This window comes from Virgibacillus ainsalahensis (genome assembly GCF_055380755.1).
The window spans coordinates 3,398,419-3,413,569 of sequence record NZ_AP043943.1; the positions used below are offsets into that span (position 1 = coordinate 3,398,419).

Below are 15,151 nucleotides of genomic sequence, written 5' to 3' on the forward strand. Positions count from 1 at the left end.
GGTACGTTCTTGAGCGTAATAGATTATTCGCCTTGTTCTTCTTTTTGGTCAGCCACAGATTTTGTAGCATATGCAAGGTTACGGATAGGTGCTTGAAGCACATTAAGCAACATAGAAACCATGCCTTCGTAATTTGGCAGGTTAGCAAGCTCTTTAAGTTGATCAAGGGTTGCTACTTCTCCCTCAATTACGCCACCTTTAATTTCCAATGCATTGTGTTCCTTCGCAAAGTTATTAAGAATTCTGGCCGGTGCAACGATATCATCATTACTGAATGCAACAGCATTCGGACCAACCAATAGATCATTTAACTCTGTTAATTCCGCAGCTTCCACTGCACGACGCGTCATTGTATTTTTGTACACTTTAAAATCAATACCTGCATCGCGTAGTTCTTTACGTAACTGAGTTACTTCAGCAACACTAAGACCACGGTAATCAACCACAACAGACGTTTGACTTCCACGGAATTTTTCAGTGATTTCATCTACAATCTGTTTCTTTTGTTCGATAACACTTGACATTTTTCCACCTCCTATTGACATTCATCATACCGTCCACAAGAAAAGCTCCCATGTAGACATAGGAGCTTAATATAACAAACGACAAGCCATAAAGGTTTATCTTATCTGCTTATAAACACCTCGGCAGGATATTAAGCGACTTCTCGCCCCTGCTGTCTACGGTACAACGTATTCTTTTTTACAACAAAAATCATCATAGCAAATGTTTCTGGAAAAGTCAATACCTAATTAGCGATAATCAGAAACATCCACTTTAATTCCAGGTCCCATTGTTGAAGTGATTGAAACATTTTTCAAATATGTTCCTTTTGCACTTTGCGGTTTCACTTTCACAATCTGTTCTGCCAGGGCCGCGAAGTTATCAGCTAATTTTTCATTATCGAAAGAAAGTTTTCCGATTGGAACATGAATGTTAGCAGATTTATCTACACGATACTCCACTTTACCTGCTTTGATATCTTTAACAGCTTTTTCTACTTCGAAAGTTACTGTTCCTGTTTTAGGGTTTGGCATTAGACCTTTTGGACCTAAGACACGACCAAGTTTACCAACTTCAGCCATCATGTCAGGAGTTGCAACTATTACATCAAACTCGAACCAACCTTGATTGATTTGAGTAATATAGTCCGCTTCACCAACATAATCAGCACCAGCAGCCTCTGCTTCCTTCGCTTTTTCACCTTTTGCGAAAACAAGCACACGTTGTGTTTTACCAGTCCCGTGAGGCAATACCATTGCTCCACGAATTTGCTGATCTGCTTTCTTAGGATCTACTCCTAAACGAAATGCAGCTTCAACTGTTTCATCGAAGTTTGCTCTGGAAGCTTCTTTTGCCAGGGCAATTGCTTCATTTATCTCATATGATTTTGAACGATCAACAAGTTTTAATGCTTCTTGTTGTTTTTTACCAATTTTAGCCATTTTTATTTCCTCCTCTATTGTGGTTATAACGGTAAGACCTCCCACTTATAAAAGCTGAAAGAACAACTTTTATAAAGCTCAGAATGACAGACACTTCAGGAGAAATCTCCGAAATGCTGTCATACTAACGAAAAAGGCTGCAGGTAATGGCATACCATTAAACAGCCTGTACCGTATTAAAATTTAATTAATCTTCAATTGAGATACCCATACTGCGGGCAGTTCCTTCAACCATGCGCATCGCTGCTTCTACATCAGCGGCGTTAAGATCTTCCATTTTAGTTTCTGCAATTTCTTTTACTTGATCGCGTTTTACATTAGCGACTTTATTACGATTCGGCTCTCCAGAACCAGTTTCAACACCTGCAGCTTTTTTCAATAAAACAGCAGCTGGTGGAGTTTTTGTAATAAATGTAAATGAACGGTCTTCAAATACCGTGATTTCAACAGGAATAATCATACCCGCCTGATCTTGCGTGCGTGCATTAAATTCTTTACAGAATCCCATGATATTCACACCTGCTTGACCTAGTGCCGGTCCAACTGGCGGTGCCGGATTAGCTTTTCCAGCAGGGATTTGCAATTTCACTAATTTGATTACTTTTTTAGCCACGAGACACACCTCCTTAAAGTCCGTGATGTGGTAATAGGGTTCCAGTCCGGTCCCCTCCCACTCATATTTACCCATGCACTTTAATTCACGAGCATGAATAACAAGAAAATTTTAGCACAGATCATAAAATAATGCAAGGCCTTCCGTTTGCATTTTCTTAATAAAGATTAATTTATTTTCTCGATTTGTGAAAAATCAAGTTCTACAGGGGTTTCCCGTCCAAACATATTGACGTGAACCTTCAATTTCTGTTTGTCCAGATCAATATGCTCAATCGTGCCTGCAAAATCTGCGAATGGTCCATCGGTTACGCGGACGTTCTCTTTCAGTTCAAAATCAACTTGAACAGGCGCTTCCTTTACACCCATGCGCTTCAATACTGACTCTACCTCTTCAGGCAGTAGGGGGGTGGGTTTCGCTCCGCCGCCACTGGAACCGATAAAGCCTGTTACACCAGGTGTATTCCGCACAACATACCAGGAATCATCTGTCATAATCATTTCGGTCAGGACATAGCCTGGAAAGGATTTCTTTTTGACAACCTTCTTTTTTCCATTTTTCACTTCTGTTTCTTCGTCTTCCGGAACCATCACACGGAATATTTTATCTTCCATGCCCATCGTTTCGACTCTTTTTTCCAAGTTCATTCTGACTTTGTTTTCATACCCGGAATACGTATGAATGACGTACCAATTTTTCTCCATTTGAACAGGACAATGTAAGTTGCCCTTCCCTCCCTCTGTTTATTAATAATGAATGTATATAAGCTGAATGAGCCTCGCCAGGTTTCAATGGACAAAGAAATGTCGATCTTACTTAAAACGGGCGCTTCGCTTTATTATTTAAACCAATTTAAAAAACCCGTATCCCCGGGTTTTTGTCTAAGAAGTATTATTTTCATTATAGCATGATTATACCATTATTATTCAAAAAAAGCATTTAAGCCTTGTGAAATTCCTAAATCTACTACAGCAAAAAAAGCAGCAACAAATATCACTGTTGCGATTACAGTAATTGTATACGTGGTCAATTCCTTACCCTTTGGCCAACTTACCTTTTTCATTTCTCTAGATACATTCTTTAGAAACTTAAACATGCCTGTATCCTCCCAAACTCTACCTGTAACCGGGTTATTATTTTGTCTCGCGATGCAATGTGTGCTCCCCGCATGTTTTACAGTATTTTTTCATTTCCATACGTGCGGGTTTTGTGGATACATTTTTATTGGTGGAATAATTTCTGCTGAAGCATATTGCACACGCTAAAGTTACTTTGTTCATTTTATCACCCCGTTAAAGGGATTTTTACATATAACAATGTAGCACGGCTATAGTGGTTGTGTCAATGTGGTATTACAATACAAACCACAACCCTGCTATCTAAGTCGGCTCGTTTCGATAATATGTTCCAGTTTCCGCTTTACACGTTGGAGTGCATTATCAATCGATTTGACATGCCGTTTTAATGCAATGGAGATCTCTTGATAGGTCTGGCCTTCTAAATAAAGCTGGAGCACTTTCTTTTCCAACCCGCTTAACAACTCTGATAACTTATCTTCCATGTCACCGAATTTCTCTCTGTTTACGATTAATTCCTGTGGATCGATGGCTTTTGACCCCGCAATAACGTCGAGTAATGTCCTGTCTGATTCTTCGTCATACATTGGTTTATCCAACGAGACATAGGAATTAAGCGGGATATGCTTTTGCCGTGTTGCCGTTTTAATCGCAGTAATAATCTGCCTTGTTACACAAAGTTCAGCGAAAGCTTTAAAAGAGGATTGCTTGTCCTGGTCATAATCTCTTATCGCCTTATAAAGACCGATCATGCCTTCCTGGGTAATATCCTCTTTATCAGCACCAATTAAAAAATAAGTACGTGCTTTTGCCCAGACAAAACTTCTATACTTATGTATCAAATAATCCAGAGCATGGCTGTTCCCCTGATGAATCAGCTTTAAAATCCCATCATCATCAAGTGTGCTTAGACTGTTGCTTTCTATCTCCAATTGCTTGACACTCACCAAGAATTACCTCCCACGCGTTGCCTTGTCAACATTAAAAACATTATACAGTAAGCGCTTTAAAAGAGTCAACAGCAGGAGAGTGAAGAGAACATGCAATTTAGCGGGGTTTTACTTGTTCAGATATCGCCCCTGCGCCATTTTTCGAATTTTTCCAACACATCTTCACTTAGAGCAATTTTTGTTTGGGCTTTCACTTTTTTATGACTTTCAATGCTTTCTTTTATATCCTTTTCAATATTTTTTAATTCGATAAGAAGCTCTCTTACTGGTTTACGTAAAGCCCCTCTGCCGAAAATAGTGCGTTGTTCTGCATAATCATTCGTGGCTACATATACTTGATTTTGAACATTTTTCAATTCTTTGACGAGTTTTTCTATACATTCATCTGCGGTTTCCTTCTCTTTTGTAAAAACAATCTCCACTTGATGTGTTTTGAGCTTCGACGCAATTCCACGTACATAATAGGCATCAAATACGATAATCACACGACGTCCAGAATATGCTTGGTATTCAGCCATTACATCAATTAGTCGATCCCTGGCCTGTGCCATATCTATTTCCTTCAGCCGCTGCAGTTCCTCCCATGCCCCAATTACATTGTATCCGTCAACTACCAGAACATCCATCATCCGTCACCGAGGGGAGCCCTTTTGCGGTAGACTTCGTAAAGCAACAGACTGCACGCGACAGATGCGTTTAAAGAGGAAACGCTCCCCCTCATCGGGAGACTTACTGTCCAGTCACATTTTTTACGTACCAATCTGCTCATGCCCTTTCCTTCATTTCCTATTACCAACGCAAGGGCGAGTTTTCCATCTAATACACGGTAGTCTTCTGTCGCATTTGCCTCTGTACCCACCACCCATACATTTTGTTCTTTTAACTCATCAATTGTATTGGCAATATTTGTAACGCGGACAACAGGGATGTGTTCCAAAGCTCCTGCCGCAGTTTTTGCAACGGTAGCCGTCAACCCGACCGAACGGCGTTTTGGTATAATCACACCATGAGCACCCGTTGCATCGGCTGTACGTAAAATTGACCCTAAATTATGCGGATCCTCTAGCTCGTCCAGAATAATAAAGAAGGGAGGTTCATTCTTTTTTTCCGCCTTCTGAAACAGGTCATCTATATCAGCATATTGATAGGACGCTACATAGGCAATCACACCCTGGTGATTTCCTCCATTAAGCTGATTCAGTTTGTTTCTGGGTACTTTTTGGACTATTGTTCCTGCAGCCTTTCCCTGTTGTATTAATTTCCCCTGAACATTTGGATTTAACTGGTCCGATATAAGCACTTTATTGACGGATCTTCCGGACTTCAATGCTTCAATAACCGGATTTTTACCAATAATCATTTCCTGTTCCATCTCAAACATTCCTCCTTTCAATAAAGTGAATAGCATCATACAATAATTCCGCTAATCGTTCTTCATTCTTGGACAGATGATGATAGCCGATTAGCGTTTCAAAAGCTGTACTGTATCGGTATGTTTGTACACTTGTATTTTTAGGGGTAGAACCGGATTTTGCATTTCTACCCCGCTTTGCAATCAGTTCTTCCTCCTCTGTAAGCATCTGTGTTTCAATCCAGTGCAGAATAATCGCAGCCTGTGCCTTGCCAGAAACAAAGGTAACCGCTTTTTGATGGAGTTGATTCGGTTTGACCTGGCCCAGCCTGAGCAGATGCTCTCTGACGTAAACTTCATAAACAGCATCGCCCATATAAGCTAGAGCCAGACTTTTCATCTGTTTTACATCAAGTTCCATTGTTAGCCTCTTTTCCAGCGTACCCCTTGGGCTGTATCCTCCAGAATAATATTCTTTTCTTTCAACATATCCCTGATTTCATCTGCACGGGAAAAATCGCGTTTTTTTCTGGCCTCGCTTCTTTCCTGAATAAGTGCATCTATTTCTTCATCAAGCAGTGCATCTTCCTGCTCCAACGTAATGCCAAGCACCTCAAGCAATACTTGAATGGCTTCCTGGAAGGCTTCAATAACTTCAGTTTGTGTCTGCTTAGATTCCAGGTATACATTTGCTTCCTTTGTTAAATCAAATAAAACAGAAATTGCATTCGCTGTGTTAAAATCGTCATCCATTTCCGCTTCGAACTGCTGTTTGAGCTCCTTAACTTTTTCAAGCCAACCGTCTTCACGAACTAAATTCATGCTCGATTGCTTGCGGTGCTCCAGGTTCATATAAGCTGTTTCGATGCGATCCAGACTGTTTTTGGCAGCTGACAGCAATTCTTCCGTAAAATTAATCGGGTTCCGGTAATGAACACTCAACATAAAGAAACGCAAAACCTGTGGATCATGCTGTTCAAATAGGTCACGTGTCAGCACAAAATTTCCGAGTGATTTCGACATTTTTTCATTATCAATATTAATATACCCATTATGCAGCCAATATTTCGCAAAAGGGCTACCATTTTCCGCTTCGGACTGGGCGATTTCATTTTCATGATGTGGAAAAGTCAGGTCCTGCCCGCCAGCGTGGATATCAATCGTTTCGCCAAGGTATTTCTTTGCCATTGCCGAGCATTCAATATGCCATCCTGGCCGTCCTTTGCCCCAAGGAGAGTCCCAGGCGATTTCCCCTTCTTTTGCATTTTTCCATAAAGCGAAATCAAGGGGATCTTCTTTATTTTCGCCGATTTGGATTCTGGCACCGGAGCGCAGTTCATCGATGGACTGATGAGACAGCTTCCCATATCCGTCAAATGCACGGGGCTTAAAGTACACATCGCCGCCCACCTCATAGGCAAAATCTTTTTCGATCAGCCCATCGATAAAGCGGATGATATCATCCATTGCTTCCATGACCCTGGGATTGTATGTCGCCTTTTTCACTCCCAGTGCACCGACATCCTCCAGATATGCGTCGATATACCGATTGGCAACCGTTGAAACATCTTCATCCAACTCGTTAGCCCGCTTAATAATTTTGTCATCGACATCGGTGAAATTTAGTACGTAATCAACCGTAAATCCCTTATATTCCAGGTACCTCCGTACAGAATCAAAGACGATCGCCGGGCGGGCGTTTCCGATATGAATATAGTTATACACGGTCGGTCCGCATACATACATCTTCACTTTTCCCTCTTCCAATGTCTGAAAATCTTCTTTTTGACGTGTTAATGTGTTATAGACTTTAATCGACATATTGCTTACCCTCTTCCATCTTAGCAATTTCAGCTTTTAGTTGATCAATTTCCACTTGTAGTTGTGCACAACGGTCCGCAACAGGGTCTGGGATTTTATGATGATCCAAATCTCTTCTTACTTTTTCCCCGTTCTGCTTCACGACTTTCCCGGGAATTCCAACAACTGTGGCGTGGGCAGGAACGTCCTTAAGTACGACTGAGCCACCGCCAACTTTTGCGCTCTCGCCAACCGTTATAGAGCCAAGTATTTTTGCTCCGGTAGAAATGAGTGCATTATCCTCAATCGTTGGATGGCGTTTTCCCTTTTCATTCCCTGTACCTCCCAAAGTCACACCTTGAAAAACAGTTACATTATCTCCGATTTCGCAGGTCTCTCCGATGACGACACCCATTCCATGGTCTATAAAGAAGCGCCGCCCGATTTTCGCGCCCGGATGGATTTCAATCCCTGTGAAAAAGCGGCTGACCTGTGAGATAACCCGTGCAATAAAAAACAAATTTTTCTTATAGAAAGCATGAGCTACCCGGTGTGACCAAATCGCATGCAAGCCGGAATATGTTAAACATACTTCAATATACGTCCTTGCTGCCGGATCCTGTTCAAACACAACATCCATATCTTCCTTCATTCGCTTGAATATCCCCATTGGTTTCAACCTCCCCCTATTAAATATTTACTATAAAAAAAGCGTCTCTGTGTATATGCTACACAGAGACGCTTCCAAGCGCGGTTCCACTCTGTTTGAGGGGACTCCCCCCAACTTTTGCTCTCATAACGGAAGAGTTCCGCCGTTATGTACTACATTTCCATAACGGACTCGAAGGGGCACTTCAAAAACAATGCTTAAAATCACTCGCAGCAATTGTGATTCTCTCTGGGTAAGTCATATGTTTTTTACTTTTCCTTGTTAACGTTCTATATTTATATATTCTTACTATATTACATTTCTAGGCTGATGTGAATAAATTAAGCTCCCAATTGTTTTAAAACCTTATCCAATCTCGCCAAAATAACATCTTTACCCAAAAGCTCGATTGCCAGTGGAAGCTCTGGACCATGGGCTTGTCCAGTTGTAGCAACACGGATTGGCATGAACAGTTTTTTACCGCGATGCCCTGTTTCCTTTTGTGTTGCTTTAAACTGTGCTTTGATTGAATCCTTGGTGAAGTCATCCAAGTGGATTAATTTATCAGTGAATACCTGCAATACTTCAGGAACCTGCTCCTGCTGTAGTACATCCATGGCGCCCTCATCCAATGCGAGCTCTTCATTGAAGAAAAGCTCTGTCAGTTCGACAATTTCAGCCCCAAAACGCAGTTGTTCTCTATATAAAGTAATTACCTTCTCTGCCCATTCCCGACTTTCTTCATCCATATCTTCAGGTAACCTGCCTGCTTCAATCAAATGCGGCATAGCAAGATCAATTACTTTTTCAAGATCGGATGCTTTGATATATTCATTGTTCATCCATTTTAATTTATGACGGTCAAAAATGGCAGCAGATGTTGACAAACGTTCCGGATCAAAGATTTCAATCAGTTTTTCTTTATCAAAAATTTCCTCTTCGCCAACTGGTGACCAGCCCAATAATGTAATAAAATTAAATAATGCTTCCGGTAAATAACCCAGGTTACGATATTGTTCAATGAATTGCAGGATATGTTCATCACGCTTGCTTAGTTTTTTACGTTCTTCATTTAAAATCAGCGTCATATGGCCATATTTCGGGGGAACCAAACCAAACGCTTCGTAGACCATCATCTGTTTTGGAGTATTGGAAATATGCTCCTCCCCACGAAGAACATGACTGATTTCCATCAGATGATCATCTATTGCAACAGCAAAATTGTATGTTGGCATCCCATTTTTCTTTACAATGACCCAATCACCGAAATCACTTGATTCAAACGTAATATTTCCACGGACAATATCATTGAATGTGAACGTATGATTAGCAGGGACCCGCATACGAATACTAGGCTTGCGTCCTTCAGCTTCAAATTGGGCAATTTCTTCAGATGTTAAATTGCTATGTGCTCCAGCGTATTTTGGAACTTCTCCGTTGGCACGCTGCTTTTCACGTTCGGCCTCAAGCTCTTCCTCGGTCATATAACATTTATATGCCAAGTCTTTTTCAAGTAATTCATCCACATATTTATTGTATAGTTCCAGTCGTTCAGTTTGACGATACGGACCATAATCGCCGCCAACGTCAGCCCCTTCATCCCATTTGATACCTAACCAATTAAGAAATTTCATCTGGCTTTCTTCTCCGCCTTCAACATTTCTTTTATCATCTGTATCCTCTATGCGAATGATAAATTTCCCGTCAAAATGTTTGGCATATAAATAATTAAAAAGTGCTGTGCGCGCATTACCGATATGCAAATGGCCTGTTGGACTTGGTGCATAACGTACACGAACTTCTTTGGTCATGGTGTTACCCCTTTCGTTTATAATTAGAGAACCTTGTTTATCTTAAAAGCATTAACCGTTCGCCTTTGCCCGAACTTATACAGTAAGAAGGTCTAACCCATTCTTAACTGCTCAGAAAAAGTGATAACAATCATCATGTTATCACTTTTTTATACAGTATCCTCTATAAGTTATACCTTTTTTATTGCGCTTTTTCAAGTAATTTTGGTTTTGCAAAAATCATTCGGCCAGCGGATGTTTGCAAGACACTTGTAATTAGTACCTCAATTGTTTTGCCGATATAATTTCTGCCTTCTTCCACAACAATCATCGTACCGTCATCCAAATAAGCAATTCCCTGGTTTTGTTCTTTCCCATCCTTAATTACTTGAACGACTAATTCTTCGCCAGGAAGAACAACCGGTTTAACAGCATTGGCAAGATCGTTAATATTTAAAACCGGTACACCTTGAAGATCACACACTTTATTTAAATTAAAATCATTTGTCACAACAATTCCATCTGAAACCTTTGCCAGCTTTATCAGCTTGCTGTCAACTTCATGAATGTCCTCGAAGTCACCTTCATAGATCTCTACCTCGACAGGCAATTCCTTTTGAATCCGGTTAAGTACATCCAGCCCGCGACGACCTCTGTTACGCTTTAATGCATCAGAAGAGTCGGCAATATGCTGCAGTTCGCCTAATACAAACTGCGGAATTACAATGGTTCCTTCCAGAAAGTTTGTCTGGCAAATATCAGCAATCCGGCCATCAATAATCACACTGGTGTCCAATATTTTTGCCTTTGGTATATAATCTGTTTTTGCACTTTCTGTACTGTCAGCAGGTTTACGTTTTTCCCGTTCTTTTTTATTGATATTTAATAAATTCACAAATTCATCCCTGCGTCTGAACCCGACCTGGAAACCGAAATATCCCAGTAAAATCATAATAAACAATGGCAGTACCTGTGAAACTACCTCGATATTAATATCCTGGAGTGGCATATTGACAAAATAGGCAATAACCAGCCCAAGGATTAATCCCACACTGCCAAAAAATAAATCAACTGCCGGAAGTTTTATCAATGCATCCTCGACCCATCTGAGGAAACCGACAATGTAGCCTGCAAGCCAATAGGAAAGAAGAAAGAAAATAATTGCTCCGATTATCATACCCAGATAAGGGGATGCGACCCAGCTTGCATTTGTAATATCTAATAAGTTAATAATATATGGGATATATAAATACCCAACGGTACCACCTAAAACAATAAAAAATAAATGAACAATCTTTTTTAACACCACTGTCACCTCCTAACCTTATTATTACCTTTTGAAACTAAAAATAACCTTCTATTATTAAGAAAATCCTATTAAATCAACTAAATCATAGCACAAGGTGTGTCAACTATCAATTTGTTAAACGTTAAATTTTATCACAAACAATTTATAATAGCAATTGATTCACCAGAATTCCAGATAGTGCTATCTGGCTAAACCGGTATCCAGTGCCTCCTGTACCGTATTCACGCCAACGACCTGGATATTATCTGGAATCTTCCAGCCATCGAGGTTTTTCTGGGGGCAAATAACCCGTTTAAAACCTAACTTAGCCGCTTCCTGAACACGTTGTTCGATACGGGAGACACGTCTTATTTCCCCTGTCAGCCCGACTTCCCCGATAAAAATATCCTCCGGCTGTGTTGGTTGATCACGGAAACTCGAAGCAATACTGATGGCGATTGCCAAATCAATAGCAGGTTCATCAAGTTTCACACCGCCTGCTACTTTAATATATGCATCCTGGTTCTGAAGCATTAATCCAACCCGCTTCTCCAAAACCGCCATTAACAGAGGAACACGGCCATTATCAATGCCTGTAGCCATCCGGCGTGGATTTCCAAAACTGGTAGGTGATATCAATGCCTGAATTTCCACAAGCACCGGCCTTGTACCCTCCATGGAAGCAACCACCGTAGATCCGGAAGCCCCTTGTGAACGTTCCTCCAAAAATATTTCCGAGGGGTTCATAACTTCTTTCAAACCCTCTTCCTTCATTTCAAAAATCCCCATTTCATTTGTGCTTCCGAAACGATTTTTGACACTGCGCACAATGCGGAAGGTGTGATGCCTTTCCCCTTCGAAATAAAGCACCGCATCAACCATATGCTCTAATAGCCTCGGTCCTGCGATTGCACCCTCTTTCGTTACATGGCCAACAATGAAAATCGGAATACCATTTGTTTTTGCTATCCTCATTAGTTCACTTGTACACTCACGAACCTGTGATACACTTCCCGGTGCGCTGGAAACCTCATCCCGGAAGATGGTCTGAATGGAGTCGATGACAACAAAGGATGGTTTAACTTCCTCAATTTGTTTTGCAATATCGAATAAATTTGTTTCAGCAAATACATACAATAAATCTGCTTTAACGTTCAGGCGATCTGCACGGAGTTTTGTCTGACGTGTCGATTCCTCTCCTGATATATATAATACAGGGAGCTGCTTTTCAGCGAGCTGTGAAGATATTTGCAACAGCAGGGTCGATTTTCCAATACCTGGGTCTCCGCCGATTAAAACAAGAGAACCTGGTACAATTCCACCACCAAGCACCCGGTTGAATTCCGTCATCTTTGTCGTTACCCGCGGTTCTTTCTGTGATTCAATGGCAGTGATTTTCTCAGGCCTGCTTACAGTTGTCGCACCGCCTCCAACTGGACGCATATTACGAACATTTGATGCCTCGATTTCTTCGACCAGCGTATTCCAGTTATTACATCCTGGACATTTACCCATCCATTTAGCTGACTCATAACCGCAATCCTGGCATACATACTTATGTTTACGTTTAGCCAAAACTTTCTACCCCTTCACTTATATATTATATAAAATTTCGGAGGCTGGCAGGTTACAGCCTCCTATCAATTCATATAAAAATTTACACAGACATGCCACAATTCTCAGAAGAATAAAGCGAAAAGCTAGAAGATGATTTTCTTCTAGCTTTGTAAACCACCTGCAGCTTTCATACGCTTTTTATGGAAGTACAATAAATTCCCCTTTGTTATTCAAACCGATTTTAACTTTTTCGCCTTTTGTAATTGTTTCTTTCAGAAGTTCTTCAGACAGCAGATCTTCAACATTTTTCTGAATCGATCTGCGCAATGGGCGGGCCCCATATTCCGGATTAAATCCTTCATTTGCAATCTTTTCTATCGCTTTGTCAGTTAATGAGAATTCAATGTCCTGACCTTTCAGGCGTTTCTTCAATTCCTCGACCATCAGTGTAACAATGCTCTTCATGTGTTTTCTCTCTAGAGAATGGAAAACAATGGTCTCATCAACACGGTTCAGGAACTCCGGACGGAAAGCCTTTTTCAATTCTTCCAAGACCTTAGAACGCATATCCTTATAGTCCTGATTTTCATCACCAAGATTAAATCCGACATGTTTGTTACGGCGAAGTTCACTTGCCCCAACATTTGATGTCATGATAAGAACCGTATTGCGGAAATCTACGACGCGTCCTTTTGAATCCGTCAACCTTCCATCTTCTAAGACCTGCAGTAAAATATTGAAAACTTCCGGATGTGCTTTTTCAATTTCATCAAGCAAAACGACGGAATATGGCTTTGTACGAACTTTCTCCGTCAGCTGGCCACCTTCTTCATGACCAACATATCCTGGAGGTGAACCAACCAGACGGGAGGTGGAATGTTTCTCCATGTATTCTGACATATCAACACGAATCATTGCCTCTTCATCGCCGAACATGGATTCTGCCAAGGCGCGGGCCAGTTCTGTTTTACCGACACCAGTTGGACCAAGGAAGATAAATGAACCAATCGGACGTTTCGGATCTTTTAATCCGGCACGGGCACGACGAATAGCTTTGGATATTGCATCAACAGCTTCTTCCTGACCAATTACCCGGTTATGCAACGTCTCTTCCATGTTTAACAGGCGGTCGCTTTCATCTTTTGTAAGTCTTGAAACCGGCACTCCCGTCCAAATGGATACAACGCTCGCAATGTCCTCTACGGTTACTTCTGAATCTGTTTGGCCCTGTTTTTCTTTCCATTTCTTTTTCGTTTCTTCCAACTCTTCACGTAATCGCTGCTCCGAATCACGTAACGATGCAGCTTTTTCGAATTCCTGGCTTTGTACAGAAGCATCTTTTTCCTTACGTACATCATCCAGCTTCTGTTCCAGTTCCTTTAGATTCGGTGGAACTGTATAGGAACGCAGGCGTACTTTTGACCCGGCTTCATCAATCAGGTCAATTGCCTTATCCGGCAGGAAACGATCTGTAATGTAGCGGTTGGATAGATGTGCTGCCGCTTCAATTGCATCATCCGTAATCGTTACACGGTGGTGTGCCTCATAGCGATCACGCAAGCCGGCCAAAATTTGCACCGTTTCATCCAATGTCGGTTCATCTACTTGAATCGGCTGGAATCTGCGCTCTAGCGCCGCATCTTTTTCAATGTATTTACGGTACTCATCCATTGTTGTTGCACCAATACATTGCAATTCCCCACGTGCCAGAGATGGTTTTAGAATATTTGATGCATCAATTGCACCTTCTGCACCACCTGCACCAATTAGTGTGTGCAATTCATCAATGAAGAGCATAATATTTCCTGCCTGACGGATTTCCTCCATCACTTTTTTCAAACGGTCTTCAAATTCACCACGGTATTTCGTGCCAGCTACCACGGTTCCCATATCCAGGGTCATGACACGTTTATCCCTTAGTGTTTCCGGTACTTCATTATCAATGATCTGCTGTGCCAATCCCTCTGCCACGGCAGTTTTACCAACACCAGGTTCACCAACCAAAACAGGGTTGTTCTTCGTCCGGCGGCTTAACACCTGGATCACTCGCTCAATTTCTTTGCTTCGACCAATGACCGGATCAATTTTACCTTCTTTTGCAATAACGGTTAAATCTCTTGCCAATGAATCAAGTGTCGGTGTATTTGCATTGGATTGCTGTCCGCGGCCTTGGCGTCCACTCTGGGATTCATTGCTTCCAAGCAGCTGAAGCACCTGTTGCCTTGCTTTATTCAAGCTAACACCCAGATTATTTAGTACACGGGCGGCAACACCTTCCCCTTCACGGATAAGCCCTAGAAGGATATGCTCTGTTCCCACATAAGAATGACCCAGTTTTCTTGCTTCATCCTGAGACAGTTCCACAACTTTTTTTGCTCTTGGTGTGTAATGAATCGATTGCATCGGTTGCTTTCCAACACCGATTAACTCCTCAACTTCTTCCTGAATCTTTTGCACCTCTACTCCTAGCGATTGCAGGGCTTTTGCTGCAATACCTTCCCCTTCGCGAACAAGTCCTAAGAGAATATGTTCGGTACCAATATTATTATGGCCGAGTCGGACTGCTTCCTCTTGAGATAAAGCTAATACCTTCTGTGCTCTTTCTGTAAATCTTCCAAACATCATATACTAT

Annotated in this window: 16 protein-coding genes and 2 other annotated features; all 16 genes read right to left on the reverse strand. The window is 41.4% G+C overall.

Annotated elements, in window-relative coordinates:
- Positions 1–23: 23 nt before the first annotated feature.
- Complete coding sequence (rplJ, locus tag ACZ427_RS16840) at positions 24–524, reverse strand: 50S ribosomal protein L10 (protein ID WP_461179970.1); 501 nt, start codon at positions 522–524, stop codon at positions 24–26.
- Positions 525–553: 29 nt separating this feature from the next.
- Positions 554–704, reverse strand: a sequence feature (ribosomal protein L10 leader region).
- A 48-nt stretch (positions 705–752) separates the two neighbouring features.
- Positions 753–1,445, reverse strand: a complete 693-nt coding sequence (gene rplA, locus ACZ427_RS16845; protein ID WP_461179969.1) for a 50S ribosomal protein L1 — start codon at positions 1,443–1,445, stop codon at positions 753–755.
- Between the two features lie 187 nt (positions 1,446–1,632).
- A complete protein-coding gene (rplK, locus tag ACZ427_RS16850; RefSeq protein WP_461179968.1) occupies positions 1,633–2,058 on the reverse strand; it encodes a 50S ribosomal protein L11 in 426 nt (141 codons plus the stop codon).
- Between the two features lie 167 nt (positions 2,059–2,225).
- Positions 2,226–2,762, reverse strand: a complete 537-nt coding sequence (gene nusG / locus ACZ427_RS16855; protein WP_461179967.1) for a transcription termination/antitermination protein NusG — start codon at positions 2,760–2,762, stop codon at positions 2,226–2,228.
- A gap of 218 nt (positions 2,763–2,980) precedes the next feature.
- The gene (secE, locus tag ACZ427_RS16860; protein WP_461179966.1) at positions 2,981–3,154 is read right to left on the reverse strand and encodes a preprotein translocase subunit SecE; all 174 of its coding nucleotides are present in this window, start codon (positions 3,152–3,154) and stop codon (positions 2,981–2,983) included.
- Positions 3,155–3,191: 37 nt separating this feature from the next.
- Positions 3,192–3,338: a 50S ribosomal protein L33 gene (gene rpmG, locus ACZ427_RS16865; protein WP_461179965.1), complete on the reverse strand. Its 147-nt coding sequence runs from the start codon at positions 3,336–3,338 to the stop codon at positions 3,192–3,194.
- Between the two features lie 95 nt (positions 3,339–3,433).
- The gene (gene sigH, locus ACZ427_RS16870; protein ID WP_461179964.1) at positions 3,434–4,081 is read right to left on the reverse strand and encodes an RNA polymerase sporulation sigma factor SigH; all 648 of its coding nucleotides are present in this window, start codon (positions 4,079–4,081) and stop codon (positions 3,434–3,436) included.
- Positions 4,082–4,200: 119 nt separating this feature from the next.
- Positions 4,201–4,710, reverse strand: coding sequence for an NYN domain-containing protein (locus ACZ427_RS16875; RefSeq protein WP_461179963.1), 510 nt, complete (start codon positions 4,708–4,710; stop codon positions 4,201–4,203).
- Complete coding sequence (gene rlmB, locus ACZ427_RS16880; protein ID WP_461179962.1) at positions 4,710–5,456, reverse strand: 23S rRNA (guanosine(2251)-2'-O)-methyltransferase RlmB; 747 nt, start codon at positions 5,454–5,456, stop codon at positions 4,710–4,712. Before rlmB ends, ACZ427_RS16875 begins: the two co-directional genes overlap by 1 nt.
- A 1-nt stretch (position 5,457) precedes the next feature.
- Complete coding sequence (locus ACZ427_RS16885; protein ID WP_461179961.1) at positions 5,458–5,856, reverse strand: Mini-ribonuclease 3; 399 nt, start codon at positions 5,854–5,856, stop codon at positions 5,458–5,460.
- 2 nt (positions 5,857–5,858) lie between these two features.
- Positions 5,859–7,256 carry a cysteine--tRNA ligase gene (gene cysS, locus ACZ427_RS16890; RefSeq protein ID WP_461179960.1) on the reverse strand — a complete coding sequence of 466 codons (1,398 nt, stop codon included), beginning with the start codon at positions 7,254–7,256 and terminating at the stop codon, positions 5,859–5,861.
- Positions 7,246–7,905 (reverse strand): serine O-acetyltransferase, encoded by a 660-nt coding sequence (gene cysE, locus ACZ427_RS16895; protein ID WP_461179959.1) that lies wholly within the window; start codon positions 7,903–7,905, stop codon positions 7,246–7,248. Before cysE ends, cysS begins: the two co-directional genes overlap by 11 nt.
- Before the next feature lie 61 nt (positions 7,906–7,966).
- Positions 7,967–8,179: a binding site (T-box leader), on the reverse strand.
- Between the two features lie 46 nt (positions 8,180–8,225).
- Complete coding sequence (gene gltX / locus ACZ427_RS16900; protein WP_461179958.1) at positions 8,226–9,695, reverse strand: glutamate--tRNA ligase; 1,470 nt, start codon at positions 9,693–9,695, stop codon at positions 8,226–8,228.
- A 181-nt stretch (positions 9,696–9,876) separates the two neighbouring features.
- A complete protein-coding gene (locus ACZ427_RS16905; protein WP_461179957.1) occupies positions 9,877–10,980 on the reverse strand; it encodes a PIN/TRAM domain-containing protein in 1,104 nt (367 codons plus the stop codon).
- Positions 10,981–11,163: 183 nt separating this feature from the next.
- Positions 11,164–12,537, reverse strand: coding sequence for a DNA repair protein RadA (gene radA, locus ACZ427_RS16910; RefSeq protein WP_461179956.1), 1,374 nt, complete (start codon positions 12,535–12,537; stop codon positions 11,164–11,166).
- 180 nt (positions 12,538–12,717) lie between these two features.
- On the reverse strand, positions 12,718–15,144 hold the full coding sequence (clpC, locus tag ACZ427_RS16915; RefSeq protein WP_461179955.1) for an ATP-dependent protease ATP-binding subunit ClpC: 2,427 nt from the start codon (positions 15,142–15,144) through the stop codon (positions 12,718–12,720).
- Positions 15,145–15,151 lie beyond the last annotated feature (7 nt).